This is a genomic window from Mycobacterium sp. E2462, from assembly GCF_001672685.1.
Taxonomy (GTDB): Bacteria; Actinomycetota; Actinomycetes; order Mycobacteriales; family Mycobacteriaceae; genus Mycobacterium.
The window spans coordinates 1-12,840 of sequence record NZ_LZKC01000084.1 but is presented as its reverse complement, the minus strand read 5'-3'; the positions used below and the strand labels follow the sequence as shown (position 1 = coordinate 12,840).

12 protein-coding genes and 1 pseudogene are annotated in these 12,840 nt (G+C 70.3%); 7 read left to right on the top strand and 6 right to left on the bottom strand.

From position 1 onward, the window contains the following. The 5 genes and pseudogenes from A5714_RS26915 to A5714_RS04290 all read left to right on the top strand — a co-directional run. Window positions 1–80, top strand: a pseudogene (locus A5714_RS26915) (hypothetical protein); the annotation flags it as partial. A 268-nt stretch (window positions 81–348) separates the two neighbouring features. Next, window positions 349–816, top strand: coding sequence for a MaoC family dehydratase N-terminal domain-containing protein (locus tag A5714_RS04305; RefSeq protein WP_369829421.1), 468 nt, complete (start codon window positions 349–351; stop codon window positions 814–816). After that, window positions 816–1,226 (top strand): Zn-ribbon domain-containing OB-fold protein, encoded by a 411-nt coding sequence (locus A5714_RS04300; RefSeq protein ID WP_068283101.1) that lies wholly within the window; start codon window positions 816–818, stop codon window positions 1,224–1,226. Before A5714_RS04305 ends, A5714_RS04300 begins: the two co-directional genes overlap by 1 nt. Then, complete coding sequence (locus tag A5714_RS04295) at window positions 1,223–1,672, top strand: MaoC family dehydratase (protein ID WP_068283098.1); 450 nt, start codon at window positions 1,223–1,225, stop codon at window positions 1,670–1,672. Before A5714_RS04300 ends, A5714_RS04295 begins: the two co-directional genes overlap by 4 nt. Further along, the gene (locus tag A5714_RS04290) at window positions 1,669–2,835 is read left to right on the top strand and encodes a lipid-transfer protein (RefSeq protein ID WP_068069536.1); all 1,167 of its coding nucleotides are present in this window, start codon (window positions 1,669–1,671) and stop codon (window positions 2,833–2,835) included. The genes A5714_RS04295 and A5714_RS04290 overlap by 4 nt, the downstream gene beginning before the upstream one ends. Window positions 2,836–2,876: 41 nt before the next feature. Here A5714_RS04290 and A5714_RS04285 read toward each other — a convergent pair whose 3' ends face one another. Both A5714_RS04285 and pruA read right to left on the bottom strand, forming a co-directional pair. Further along, window positions 2,877–3,839: a proline dehydrogenase family protein gene (locus A5714_RS04285; RefSeq protein WP_068283096.1), complete on the bottom strand. Its 963-nt coding sequence runs from the start codon at window positions 3,837–3,839 to the stop codon at window positions 2,877–2,879. Next, a complete protein-coding gene (gene pruA, locus A5714_RS04280; protein WP_068283093.1) occupies window positions 3,839–5,470 on the bottom strand; it encodes an L-glutamate gamma-semialdehyde dehydrogenase in 1,632 nt (543 codons plus the stop codon). Before pruA ends, A5714_RS04285 begins: the two co-directional genes overlap by 1 nt. An 83-nt stretch (window positions 5,471–5,553) precedes the next feature. On the opposite strand from pruA, the gene A5714_RS04275 reads away from it, so the two are divergent. Together A5714_RS04275 and A5714_RS04270 are read left to right on the top strand one after the other, a co-directional pair. Beyond that, a complete protein-coding gene (locus tag A5714_RS04275) occupies window positions 5,554–7,149 on the top strand; it encodes a CdaR family transcriptional regulator (RefSeq protein ID WP_068283091.1) in 1,596 nt (531 codons plus the stop codon). A 133-nt stretch (window positions 7,150–7,282) separates the two neighbouring features. Then, complete coding sequence (locus A5714_RS04270) at window positions 7,283–7,984, top strand: GAP family protein (protein WP_068283089.1); 702 nt, start codon at window positions 7,283–7,285, stop codon at window positions 7,982–7,984. A gap of 2 nt (window positions 7,985–7,986) precedes the next feature. On the opposite strand, the gene A5714_RS04265 is transcribed toward A5714_RS04270, so the two are convergent. From A5714_RS04265 to A5714_RS04250, 4 genes are all read right to left on the bottom strand, one after another. Further along, window positions 7,987–8,304, bottom strand: a complete 318-nt coding sequence (locus A5714_RS04265; RefSeq protein ID WP_068069525.1) for a hypothetical protein — start codon at window positions 8,302–8,304, stop codon at window positions 7,987–7,989. After that, window positions 8,301–9,566, bottom strand: coding sequence for a sulfate adenylyltransferase (gene sat / locus A5714_RS04260; protein ID WP_068069523.1), 1,266 nt, complete (start codon window positions 9,564–9,566; stop codon window positions 8,301–8,303). The genes A5714_RS04265 and sat overlap by 4 nt, the downstream gene beginning before the upstream one ends. Window positions 9,567–9,647: 81 nt before the next feature. Continuing rightward, a complete protein-coding gene (gene cysC, locus A5714_RS04255; protein WP_068283086.1) occupies window positions 9,648–10,325 on the bottom strand; it encodes an adenylyl-sulfate kinase in 678 nt (225 codons plus the stop codon). A gap of 447 nt (window positions 10,326–10,772) precedes the next feature. Then, the coding region (locus A5714_RS04250; protein ID WP_156747163.1) for a type I polyketide synthase at window positions 10,773–12,840 on the bottom strand (2,068 nt) is incomplete at its 5' end.

The following is a 12,840-nucleotide window of genomic DNA, read 5'->3' as shown; positions in this document are numbered from 1 at the left end:
AACTCGAAGGCAACGTCGCCGTCGGTGAGGATCGCCAGATCGGCTTCGCCGAGTTCGGCGACCCGCACGGGCGGGCGATCTCCATGACCATGTCAGCAGCTTGGCATGTGACGGCGTGTTTACGAAAGGCTCACCGCGCGGGTCGGGCGGGCGGCGGCGGGTTAGCTGCGCATTGACACGGGCTGGCGCCGCGGAGTAGGCACAACGGGGCATCGTCGGGTCGCCGATCCCGCGCCGCGGCACATCAGGAGGGTCAGGTTGGTGGCAGGCTCCGACACCGATTCCGCGTTTCACGCGAAGCTGCGCGCGCTGGTCGGGCAGCACACCGGCGGCACCGGAAGGCCGACGGTGGCCCCGGATCCGGTGAACCAGCCGATGATTCGGCATTGGGCCCACGCGCTGGACGACATGAATCCCGTCTACCTGGAACCGGAGTTCGCCGAGGCGTCGCGGTTCGGCGGGATCGTGTCGCCGCCGGTGATGCTGCAGACCTGGACCATGCCGTCGCCCAAGCTCGACGGCATCAAGGAACGCGGCGGCGCCCCGATCGAGGTCGAGGGCAACCCGACGGCGTTCCTCGACGAGGCGGGCTACACCAGCACCGTGGCGACCAACTCGGAGTTCGAGATCGAGCGCTACCCCCGGCTGGGCGACGTGATCAGCGCGACGTCGGTGTTCGAAAGCGTCTCCGAGGAGAAAAAGACCGCGCTGGGCACGGGCTACTTCCTGACCTGGGTCCTGACCTATTCCGATCAGCACGGCGAGGTGCTGGGCCGGCAGCGGTTCCGGGTGCTGCGCTTCCGGCCGGCGAACTGATGGCGGCCCGACTGGCGCCGGCCGTCAGCCCGGACACCGAATTCTTCTGGAACGGGTTGCGCGACAACAAGCTTCTGATCCAACGTTGTGATAGTTGCGGGGCGCTGCGCAACCCGCCACGGCCGATGTGCCCACACTGCCGGTCCCTGGCCTGGACCGCGATCGAGTCGTCGGGGCGCGGCACCGTGTACAGCCACGTGGTCCCCCTGGAACCGAAATTCCCGTTCTTCGACTACCCCTACGTCGTGGTGCTGGTCGAGCTCGACGAGGGCGTCCGGCTGGTCTCGAACCTGTGCGGGGTCGACCCGGCCGCGGTCACGCCCGGGATGCCGGTGGAGGTCTTCTTCGAGCAATTCGACGACGATCTCGTGCTGCACCAGTTCCGGCCCGCGCCCGAAGGACGCCCATGACCGCCCGCACCACCCTGCGCTGGGCCGACATCGCGGTCGGCGACCAGATCACCCCGCTCGAAATACCGGTCACCACAACGCTGATCGTCGCCGGCGCGATCGCCACCCGCGACTTCATGCCGGTGCACCACGACCGCGACTACGCCAACCAGCAGGGCTCGCCCAACCTGTTCATGAACATCCTGACCACCAACGGCTACTGCGTGCGGTTCCTCACCGACTGGGCCGGGCCCGAGGCGATGGTCAAGAACCTGTCGATCCGGCTGGGCGTGCCGTGCTATCCCGACGACCCCCTGCGCTTCGCCGGTGCCGTCACCGGCAAGACGGCGGGATGCGGGGGCGAGAACTTCGTCGAGGTCGCCTTCGCCGGCGCCAACAGCCTCGGCAACCACGTGTCCGGCACCGCGGTCCTGAGCCTGCTCGACGCGGCAGGCCCCACAGCGTGAGCGCCCTGCCCGGCCACTGCGCCATCGCCGGCATCGGCCAGACCGAGTTCTCCAAGGAATCGGGGCGCAGCGAGCTGCAATTGGCTTGCGAGGCAGTCAGTTCCGCGCTCGACGACGCCGGCTTGTCCCCGTCCGACGTGGACGGCATGGTCACGTTCACCATGGATTCCAGCGACGAGATCGACGTCGCCCGCAACGTGGGCATCGGCGACCTGTCGTTCTTCTCCCGGGTGCCGCACGGCGGCGGGGCGGCGGCCGGTACCGTGCTGCACGCCGCGACGGCGATCGCCGCCGGCGTCGCCGACGTGGTGGTGTGCTGGCGCGCGTTCAACGAGCGGTCCGGTTTCCGGTTCGGCGGCAGCGGGCGCAGCATGGCCGAAACCCCGCTGTTCATGGCGCATTACGCGCCGTTCGGGTTGCTGACGCCGGCGGCGTGGGTGGCGCTGCACGCCCAGCGTTACATGTCGACCTACGGCGTCACCAACGCCGACTTTGGCAGGATCGCGGTCGTCGACCGCCACCACGCCGCCACCAACCCCGACGCCTGGTTCTATCGGCGGCCCATCACGCTCGACGACCACCAGCAATCCCGCTGGATCGTCGCGCCCGTGCTGCGGCTGCTCGACTGCTGCCAGGAAAGCGACGGCGGGGTCGCTCTCGTCGTCACCAGCGCCGAACGCGCCCGCGACCTGCGCCAGCCGCCGGCGGTCATCACCGCGGCCGCGCAGGGCGCCGCGCGCGAGGGCGAGATGATGACCAGCTACTACCGCGACGACATCACCGGGCTGCCGGAGATGGGCGTCGTCGCCCGACGGCTGTGGCGGGACTCCGGCCTCACCCCCGCCGACATCCAAACCGCCTTCATCTACGACCATTTCACGCCGTTCGTGTTCACCCAGCTCGAGGAGCTCGGGTTCTGCGGTCGCGGGGAGGCGAAGGACTTCGCGACCGTCGAGCGGCTGTCACTGGGCGGCGACTTGCCGATCAACACCAACGGCGGGCTGCTGGGCGAGGCCTACATCCACGGCATGAATGGCATCACCGAGGGGGTCCGCCAAATCCGCGGGACGTCGCACAACCAGGTGGACCACGTCGAGCACGTGCTGGTCACGTCGGGCACCGGCGTGCCCACGAGCGGGTTGATCCTGGCGCCGGCGGGGTGAGGTGGCGGCGCACCGCGTCCCGACGGCCCAGACCCGCGCGCTCACCGATGGGCCAGCGCGCGCAGAAAGAACGCGAGGTTGGCGGGCCGTTCGGCCAGCCGCCGCATGAAGTAGCCGTACCACTGCCCCCCGAAGGGGACGTAGACCCGCACGGCGTTGCCCGCTTCGGCCAGCCGGCGCTGCTCGTCGTCGCGGATGCCGTAGAGCATCTGGTACTCGAAGTCGGCTGTGCCACGGCCGAACTGCCCGGCCAGCCGCGGAACCGCCTCGACGATTTGCGGGTCGTGCGAGGCCACCATCGGATAGCCCGCGCCGCCCATCAGCACCCGCAGGCATGCCAGGTAGGACTCGGTGACCGCGGCCGCGTCCCGGTAGGCCACCGACGCCGGTTCGTCGTAGGCGCCCTTGCACAGCCGGACCCGCGCCCCGGTCCCGGCGAACTCCGCGCAATCGCCGAGGGTGCGCCGCAGGTAGGCCTGCAACACCACCCCGAGCCAGTCGAAGTCCCCGCGCAGTTCCCGCACGATGGACAGCGTGGTGTCGGTGGTCGTGTGGTCCTCGGCGTCCACGGTCACCCACACGCCCGCACGTTGCGCCGCCGCGCAGATCGCGAAGGCGTTGTCCCGCGCGATCTTTGCGCCGTCGCGGTCCAGCGCCCGCCCCAGCGCGGACAGCTTCACCGACACCTCCAGCGGGCGCACGCCGCCCGCCGGCTGCTCGTCGCTGCGCCCGAGGCGCTCGATCAGGTCGAGATAGACCCGCACCGCGGCGTCGGCGTCGCGGACGTCGGTGACGTCCTCGCCGAGGTAGTCGAGGGTGACTAGGCGACCCGAATCACGCAGCGCCGCAGCGGTTCCCAGCGCGGCGTCGACGGTCTCGCCCGGGACGAACCGGCGCACCACCCTGCGGGTGGCGGGTAGGCGCTCGGCGGCGCGGCGCAACCCCTCGCCGCGGCCGGCCGCCAAGATCACCGGGCGCAGGGTGCCGGCGAACACGCCGGCCATCAGTCGGCGTCCATGTGCGGGTAGCCGTGCCGGGTCGCGGGCACGAACGTCTCCTTGATGGTCCGGGCCGAGGTCCAGCGCATCAGGTTGAGCACCGACCCCGCCTTGTCGTTGGTCCCCGACCCGCGCGACCCGCCGAACGGCTGGCGCCCGACGACCGCGCCGGTCGGCTTGTCGTTGACGTAGAAGTTGCCGGCCGCGAACCGCAACCGCTCCTGGGCTTTCAGCACGGCCGCGCGGTCGTCGGCGATGACGGCACCGGTCAGCGCGTACCGGGAGCCGGTGTCGATGACTTCGAGGATGCGGTCGTAGTCGTCGTCGGGGTAGACGTGCACCGCCAGCAGCGGGCCGAAGTATTCGGTGGCGAACGCCTCGTCGGTCGGGTCGTCGGAGAGCAGCACGGTGGGGCGCACGAAATACCCGACGCTGTCGTCGTATTCGCCGCCCACCGCGACGGTCAGGTGGGCGGCGCCCTTGGCCCGTTCGATGGCGTCGACGTTCTTGGCGTACGCGCGCCGGTCGATCAGCGCGCCGCCGAAATTGCTCAGATCGGTGACGTCGCCGTAGCGCAGCGCCGCCGTCTGGTCCAGGAACTCGTCGCCCATGCGCCGCCACACCGACTCGGCGACGAAGGCGCGCGAGGCCGCCGAGCACTTCTGCCCCTGGTAGTCGAAGGCGCCGCGGATCAGGGCCGTGGCCAACACCTCCGGGCGCGCCGAGGCGTGGGCGAGCACGAAGTCCTTGCCGCCGGTCTCCCCGACGAGTCGCGGATAGCTCTGGTAGCGGTCGATGTTGGCGCCCACCCGTTGCCACAACTGGCCGAAGGCGGCCGTCGAACCGGTGAAGTGGATCCCCGCCAGCCGCGGATCGGTCAACGCCACGTCGGAGACCGCGAGGCCGTCACCGGTCACCAGGTTGATCACCCCGGGCGGCAACCCCGCGGCTTCGAGCAGTTGCATGGTGAGGTAGGCCGATAGCGTCTGGGTGATCGACGGCTTCCACACCACGGTGTTGCCCAGCAGCGCCGGCGCCGTCGGCAGGTTGCCCGCAATGGAGGTGAAGTTGAACGGGGTGATCGCGTACACGAACCCGTCCAGCGGCCGGTAGTCGCTGCGGTTCCACTCCCCCGGCCCGCTGATCGGCTGCTGCGCCAGCAGCTGGCGCGCGAACGCCACGTTGAAGCGCCAGAAGTCGATCTGTTCGCACGGCGAGTCGATCTCGGCCTGATAGGCCGACTTGGACTGGCCGAGCATGGTTGCGGCGGCGATCTTTTCGCGCCACGGCCCGGCCAGCAGGTCGGCGGCCCGCAGGAACACCGCGGCCCGCTCGTCGAAAGGCGTTGCGGCCCAACCATGTTTCGCCGACGTCGCGGCGTCGATGGCCGCTGCCGCGTCGGCGGCCACGGCGTTGGTCAGGGTGCCGAGCGTGGCGGCGTGGCGGTGTGGCTGCACGACGTCGACGCGCTCGCCGTCGCCCATCCGGTGTTTGCCGCCGATCACGTGGGGCAGGTCGAGGGGATTGTCGGCCAGGGCGGCGAGTTCGGCGCGCAGCCGGGCGCGTTCCGGCGAGTGCGGGGCGTAGTCGTGAACGGGCTCGTTGCCCGGCACGGGGACTTGGGTGATCGCGTCCATGGTGCCAGGGTCCTCGCGCCGGACGCGCAGGAATTTAGCCGATCGGACAAGACTGGCGCCTGCGAGTAGTACGATCGGACAGCATGGCCGGTGTCGGGCTGGGTCAGTTGCTGCTCGCGCTGGACGCGACGCTGGTCAGCCTGGTGGACGCGCCGCGCGGCCTGGACCTGTCGGTGCGCTCGACGGCGTTCATCGATTCCGACGACGTCCGGCTGGGTCTGGCGGCGGCGGCGAGCTCCGCCGACGTCTTCTTCCTGGTGGGCGTTGGCGACGCCGAGGGGTTGCGCTGGGTCGACGACCAGGCGCGGGACCGGGTGCCGGTGGCGGTGTTCGTCAAGGAACCGTCGGCGGCGTTGGTCAGCGCCGCCGTCGCGGCCGGGTCGGCCGTCGTCGCCGTCGACCCGAGGGCCCGCTGGGAGCGGCTGTACCACTTGGTCAACCACGTCCTGGAGCACCACCGCGACCGCGCCGACGCGGTGGACGACTCGGGCACCGACCTGTTCGGGTTGGCGCAATCGCTCGCCGAACGCATCCACGGCATGGTCAGCATCGAGAACGCCCGCTCCCACGTGCTGGCCTACTCGGCGTCCAACGACGAGGCCGACGAGCTGCGCCGGCTGTCCATCCTCGGCCGGGCCGGCCCGCCAGAGCACCTGGAGTGGATCGGCCAGTGGGGCATCTTCGACGCGCTGCGGGCGGGCAACGAGGTGGTGCGCGTCGCCGAGCGGCCCGAGTTGGGGCTGCGTCCCCGGCTGGCCGTCGGCATCTACCGGCCGGCGCCCGACGCCCGGCGACCCCCGGTGTTTGCCGGCACCATCTGGGTGCAGCAAGGTTCGACGCCGCTGGCCGACGACGCCGAGGAGATGCTGCGCGGCGCGGCCGTGTTGGCGGGGCGCATCCTGGCGCGGCTGGCGGCCCGCCCGTCGACGCAGGCGCGCCGCGTGCAGCAACTCCTCGGGCTCACCGACGCCGGCCCCGTGACGCCCGACGACGTCGCCGCCGCCGCGCGCGACCTGGGCCTGAGCGCCGACGGCCCCGCGGCGCTCGTCGGTTGGGACGCCACGGGCAGCACCCCCCGGCTGGCCCGGCTCGACGAGGTGATCGCGCTGAGCGCCAACGCGTTTCGCCACGACGCGCAGGTGGCCACGCGGGCGTCGCGGATCTACGTGCTGCTGCCGCAGACGCAGCCCCGCGCGGTCGCGTCGTGGGCGCGGGGGGCGGTCGGCGCGTTGCGCGCCGAGCTGGGCGTGCAGCTGCGGGCGGCCATCGCCGCGCCGATCGCCGGCCTGGGCGGGGTCGCCGCGGCCCGCGTGGAGATCGACCGCGTGCTGGACAGCGCTGAGCGCCATCCGGTTTCGATCGGGCCGGTGACGTCGTTGGCCGAGGCGCGCACCACCGTCCTGCTCGACGAAATCGTGACGCTCGTCGGCGGCGAGGACCGACTGCTCGACCCGCGGATCGCGCAGTTGCGCGCGCAGGAGCCGGTGCTGGCCGAGACGCTGCGCACCTACCTGGACAGCTTCGGCGACATCGGCGCGGCCGCGCGGTCGCTGCAGGTACACCCCAACACCGTGCGCTACCGGGTGCGCCGGATCGAGAGGCTGCTGGCGGTGTCGCTGGCCGATCCCGAGGTGCGACTGCTGTTTTCGCTCAGCCTGCGGGTCGCGCAGCAACGATAGCGACACCCCGTACCACCCCGGCGGCCGCGGGGCCGTTCCCCGGTAACGTGGCCCGCATGCGCCAACTCGTGCGGGAGGTCCACGCCTGCGCGGGCGAGACATTGCGGGCCCCGGCGCCTTGATCCCGTCCGCCGTGCTGGTCACCATCGTCGTGATGGCCCTCGCCGTCAGCCTGGAGCCGTTCCGCATCGGCATGACCGTGCTGATGCTCAACCGGCCCAGGCCGGCGCTGCAGTTACTGGCCTTCCTGTCCGGCGGCTTCGCGATGGGGACGACGGTCGGCCTGGCGGTGCTGTTCGTCTTTCGGCGCGTGTTGCCGGCAGCCACGTACTTCACGCTGCCCCGGGTGCAGGTCATGATCGGTGCGCTGGCGCTGCTGGCCGCGGCCGTGCTGGCGGGCCGCGCGAGCGTCCTGCGGCGATCGCGGCGCGATCGGACAGCGCCGGCCGGCGACGAGCGGGACGGCTCCGGGGGAGCGCCAGGACGGTTGGCCTCGTGGCGAACCCGGATCCGCAACGAGCGCTCGCTCTGGGTGGCGGCGGCGGCCGGGCTGGGCATCGCGCTGCCGTCGGTGGACTACCTGGCCGCCCTGGCCGCCATCCTGGCGTCGCGTGCCGCGGTCGTCAGCCAGGTCGGCGCGCTGGTGGTGTTCAACGTGGTCGCGTTCGCCTTCGTCGAGATCCCGCTGATCGCCTACGCCATCACGCCCGAGGCGACGCGCGCCACCATGACCGCGCTGCAGCGGTGGATACGGTCGCGGCGGGACACCGAGGTCGCGGGCCTGTTGGCCGCGGTCGGTGCTGTCCTGCTCGCGGTCGGCGCGATCAGCCTGTAGCGCTAGGGCTGCGATTCGGCGAGGAACCGCTCCACCACGTCGGGCCCGGTGGAATGCAGCGCGATGGACAGCTCCAGCAGCCTGTCCTTGGCCTTCTTGGGGAGCAACTCGATCGACTTGGTGGTGGCCGAGTCGTACTTCGCACCCGGAAATCGCTGCAATACAACGTCTTTCTGCTCTTCGGTGGTGTAGATCTCCAGCAGCTTCATGCCGGCGAAGGCCTCCCTGGCCGAATCGGCCATCCCCGCCTCCGCCAGCGCCTGCAGCCGCTCCTCGTTGATCCAGACATTGACCTTGATCGCGGCGTCGGTCGTGCTCATCGGTCGCGTCCCTCCAATTGCTCCAGGTAGAAGATGGGAAGCCGGTTCTGCAGATACTCCTCGTCGACGAACGGCGACCCCTGCCCGTACTGGGCGGCGCTCTGCATGACCACGTCGAAAACCTCGGGCCGCATCACCATGCGCGTCGGCTTCACCTCGTCGGTCAGGATGCTTCGGATCAAGCTGCCGCTGAAACTCTGGGCCGTCTCGTCGAAGCCGCACAGCGCCGAGCTTTCGATGCCGGAACACTCCGGGCTGAACCAGTTCTCGCGCAGGAAGACGGGCTTGAGACCGAGTTGGTCCCGGTGTTGCTGCAGCAGGTTCTGCGCGTCGTAGGGGCCGTAGAAATCGCCGACCCCGGCGTGGTCGCGCCCGAACATGTGATGCGTGCAGCCGAGATTCGTCCGCAGGATGGCGTGGAAGATGGCCTCCCGGGGGCCGGCATACCGCATGTCCCACAAGGTGAACGACACCATGTGCACGTCCTCGCGGAAGTACCCGCTGGTGCGCAGCGCGTCCTGGGTCAGCAGGATGGCCTCGTCGACGTAGTCGCCAATCCTTTTCTGCCCCATGATCGCGTTGACGAGCACGCCGGTCTTCAACGTGTCGACGGGCAAGTCCTCGTTGGCGGCGAACCAGGCCTGCTTCATCAGCGCCTCGTGACCCGTGTGCGGGACGTTGCGGGTCTGGTGAGCGACGACGTGCTGCCAGCCTTTGCGCTGCGCCGCCTCGCGGTGCTGGATCGGGGTCAGCCAGAAGCTCTTGAAGGGCTCGTTGAAGACCGGTTCGTTGATCAGCGTGATGTCCCCGCCGACGAACCGGTTCTCATATGCCAGCGTCTTCTTCACCCCGGGATGCCGCGGATCCGTTGTCCCATAAGTCTTTTCGGCGAGGCTGTGCAGGTCGTACTCGTAGATCTCGGCGACGTCGAAGATCGCGATCGGGGCGTCGAGGTAGTCGAGCACCACGCTGGCGCCCTCCGTGATGCCCAGCCGCTCGATGTCGTCGGCGGAGATGTCGAACACAATCGGAATGCTCCACAGCGTTCCGTCCGGGAGCTGCAGTTTGTCCAGCGTGCTGTCCACCTCGTGGCGGCCCATGAACCCGGTCAGCGGCGTGAAGAACCCGTAGGAGAGGCTGATGACCTCGTGCGCCGTCGCCTTCGATATCGGAACTCGCGGCAAGCCCTCGATCCGGCCGGCCGCGCCCTCGGTCGACACCCGCTGCACGATCGGCTTTCCGTTGTGTCCCGTATAGCTCATATGCTGACCTCGTTTCGACGATTCGCGTCTGACAGTGACGTTTTCGGCCGGCCCCGCGCTTCTGCAGGGCCCGCAGGGGTCCTAAACCTCGGCGCCGTCCCGGGCGGCGGCGACGGTCGGGATGATGCCGGTCTTCTCGAGGTGCGCAATCACTTCGTCGGCCAGCGTCTCGGCGTCCTTGAGGCCGCCCTCGAGCCGCAACTCCGGCTCCACGGGAGCTTCGTACGGGTCGTCGATGCCCGTGAATCCCTTGATCTGTCCGGCCCGCGCTTTCTTGTAAAGCCCTTTGGGGTCACGCTTTTCGCAGATCTCGATCGGCGTGTCGATGAAGATCTCCTGAAAGTCACCCTCGTCGAGGGTTTCGCGCACCGCGTCGCGGTCGCGCCGGTAGGGACTGATGAAGGCGGTCAGCGCGATGACGCCGGCCTCGCAGAACAGCTTCGAGACCGCGCCGATGCGCCGGATGTTCTCCTCGCGATCCTCCGCGGAGAAGCCCAGCCCGAACCGCCGGGCGAACTCGGCCCCGTGGCGCGGTTCGAGGGTGTCCGGGCCGGCGTTGAGCCCGTAGCGGACGTTGTCACCGTCGAGCAGGTAACTGCGCACCCCGCGCTCGTAGAGCTTCTGCTCGACCGTGTTGGCCACCGTGCTCTTGCCGCTCCCGCTGAGCCCGGTGAACCACAGGACGCAGCCGCGGTGCCCGTTCAGTTGTTCCCGGCTGCCGCGGCTGATGTGGTGCTCGTGCCAGGTGATGTTCGACATTGCTAGCTCCTCGTGGCCGTCGCGGGCAGGGCATCGGGTGGGGCGTGGGGGTGACGCGACCTACCGCGACCGCGCACCGAGGCGACGGCGCCGCGTCGCTGACAGTCAGCTAACTTTACGACAGATCCCCAGCCGCCAAGTCACGTCGCTGCACGCGGTAGCCGCCCGCCGCGTCGTCGCGCGTCGGCGGTTTCGCGGCCTCGGCACCGCCGCGCCGTGGGCACCCGCCGGCCCGGGCCGCCGATCCGCCGCGCCGCGGCGCTCAATCGCGCACGAAGGCCCAGCAACGGTCGCCGCGCGGGCACGTGCGGTCGGCACCCGCGGGGTTCGGCGACGCGGCGCTCGACACCGCCCCGCCGGCCCGGCACGACGGCCCGCGGGTGCCGCGACGGCGCCGACGCCAGAGTTACGATCGGGGCGAGTTCAACTGCCACCCGCGGGTGGGGGTCACTGCCCACCCGGCTGCGCGACCACGTCGGGCACCTGCTCCGCCAGGTACTCGGCGAGCCCACCGATCGTCGGGTAGTCGAAGACCGCGGTGGCGTTGATCGTGAACACCCCACCGAACTGGGCGTGCAACCGGTTGCGCAGCTCGACCGCCATCAACGAGTCCGTGCCCAGGTCCAAGAACCGGCTGGACGCGGCGGGCGGCGTGGCGAGCCGCAGGAAGTGCTGCACTTCGCGCTGCAGGTGCTCGGTGAGGAAAGCGGCGCGCTGCCCCTCGGGCACCTCGTGCAGTTGCTTGAGCAGCTCGCTGTCGACGACTTCGGCCGATTCGCTGGGCAGCACCAGATCCAGGATCGGCGGCCGCGAGCCGCCCATGACTTTCGCCGCCCGCGCCCAGTTCGCCTTGAGCACCGTCGCCTGCCCGGTGCCGTTGGCGACCACCTCGGCGAGCGCGCCGAGGGCGTCCGCGGCGTCCAGCGGGAGCAGCCCCTGGGCGCTGATGTTCGCGCTGGCCGCCTCCGACGCGGCCATACCGGCGCCACCCCAGGGACCGAAGTTGATGCAGGTGGCCGGCAGGCCGCGCGCTTTGCGGTCCGCGACCAGGCCATCGAGCAACGCGTTCGCCGTCGAGTAGTTCGCCTGCCCGGGCGGGCCGAGCAAGCTCGACACCGACGAGGACACGATGAAGAAGTCCAGCGCGTCGTCCCGGGTCAACCGGTCCAGGTGCAAAGCGCCGAAGGCCTTCGGCGCCAACGTGGTTCGGAACCGGTTGAGGTCCTGCTGCTTGAGCAACGCGTCGTCGAGAACCCCGGCCAGATGCGCGACACCGGCGAGCGGCGGCAGCTCGTCGCGGATGCGCTCCAGCAGCTGTTCAACGTCCGGCTCGCGGCCTACGTCGGCCGAGAACGTGTGGATCCGCGTCTTGTAGCGCTCGGTGATCTCCTCGATCGTCGCGCGCGCGTCCGCGTCCGGCTCCCGCCGGCTGGTCAACACGATGTCCCCCGCGCCGCGCTGCGCCAGGTAGGCCGCCGCGCTCAGGCCGATGGCGCCCAGGCCGCCGGTGATCAGGTAGGTCCGATCCGGTTGCGGCGCCAGCGCATTGGGCATCTGGCACACGATCTTTCCGATGTGGCGGGCCTGCTGCATGCGGCGGAACGCCGTCCTGGCCTCGGTCAGCGGGTAGACCTCGGCGGGCAGCGGCATCCACTCCCCCTTGGCCAGCCCTTCCGACACCTCGGTGAGCAGGTCGCGGATGCGTTCCGGTTCTTCGAACATCACCGTGTCCAGCGCGACGATCTCGTAGGCGATGTCGGGCCGGGCTTCGGCCATCTGCTCGCGGGTCCAGATGTCGCGTTTGGCGATCTCGGCGAATCGGCCGTTGCGCGCGGTGGCCCGCACCGTCGCCTCGATGAACCCTTCACCGGTCAGGCTGTTGAGCACCACGTCCACGCCGGCGCCGTCGGTGTCCCGCAGGATCTGGTCGGCGAAATCGGTGCTGCGCGAATCGTAGACGTGCTCCACGCCGAGGTTGCGCAGCGTCGCACGCTTGAAGGTGCTGGCCGTCGCGAAGACGTGAGCGCCGTGCTGCTGCGCCATCTGGATCGCCGCCAATCCGACACCGCCGCTGGCGGCGTGGATCAGCACCTTGTCGCCGGGGTTCAGCTTCGCCCAGTCGAACGAGAGCCGCACCGTGAGCGCCGCCGCCGGAATGGTGGCCGCCTCCACCGCGCTGACCCCGTCCGGGATCGGCGCCACGAATTGGGCGGGCACGTTGAACCGGCTGGCGAACGCGCCCTGCATGGAGCCGTAGACCCGCTGGCCGACCTCCAGTCCGGTCACGCCCTCGCCGAGTTGGGTGACGGTGCCGGCGAAGTCACCACCGACCGGGCCCGGGTCCCCGGGGTAGAGGCCCAACACGTTGAGCACGTCGCGGAAGTTCAGGCCGGCGGCCTCGACCCGCACCTGGACGTAGCCCTCGTCCGGCGGCAGGACGTCCTTCTCGGTCAGACGCAGGTTGTCGATCGCACCGCGTTCGGTGGGCAACAGGGCGTAGTCGTCGGCGCGCGGC

What these genes read in the sequence shown, in the direction of transcription:
- A5714_RS04300 (WP_068283101.1), top strand. Translation starts at nt 816, where the DNA reads ATGGCGGCCCGACTGGCGCCGGCCGTCAGCCCGGACACCGAATTCTTC.
- A5714_RS04295 (WP_068283098.1), top strand. Translation starts at nt 1,223, where the DNA reads ATGACCGCCCGCACCACCCTGCGCTGGGCCGACATCGCGGTCGGCGAC.
- A5714_RS04285 (WP_068283096.1), bottom strand. Translation starts at nt 3,839, where the DNA reads ATGGCCGGCGTGTTCGCCGGCACCCTGCGCCCGGTGATCTTGGCGGCC.
- pruA (WP_068283093.1), bottom strand. Translation starts at nt 5,470, where the DNA reads ATGGACGCGATCACCCAAGTCCCCGTGCCGGGCAACGAGCCCGTTCAC.
- A5714_RS04275 (WP_068283091.1), top strand. Translation starts at nt 5,554, where the DNA reads ATGGCCGGTGTCGGGCTGGGTCAGTTGCTGCTCGCGCTGGACGCGACG.
- A5714_RS04265 (WP_068069525.1), bottom strand. Translation starts at nt 8,304, where the DNA reads ATGAGCACGACCGACGCCGCGATCAAGGTCAATGTCTGGATCAACGAG.
- sat (WP_068069523.1), bottom strand. Translation starts at nt 9,566, where the DNA reads ATGAGCTATACGGGACACAACGGAAAGCCGATCGTGCAGCGGGTGTCG.
- cysC (WP_068283086.1), bottom strand. Translation starts at nt 10,325, where the DNA reads ATGTCGAACATCACCTGGCACGAGCACCACATCAGCCGCGGCAGCCGG.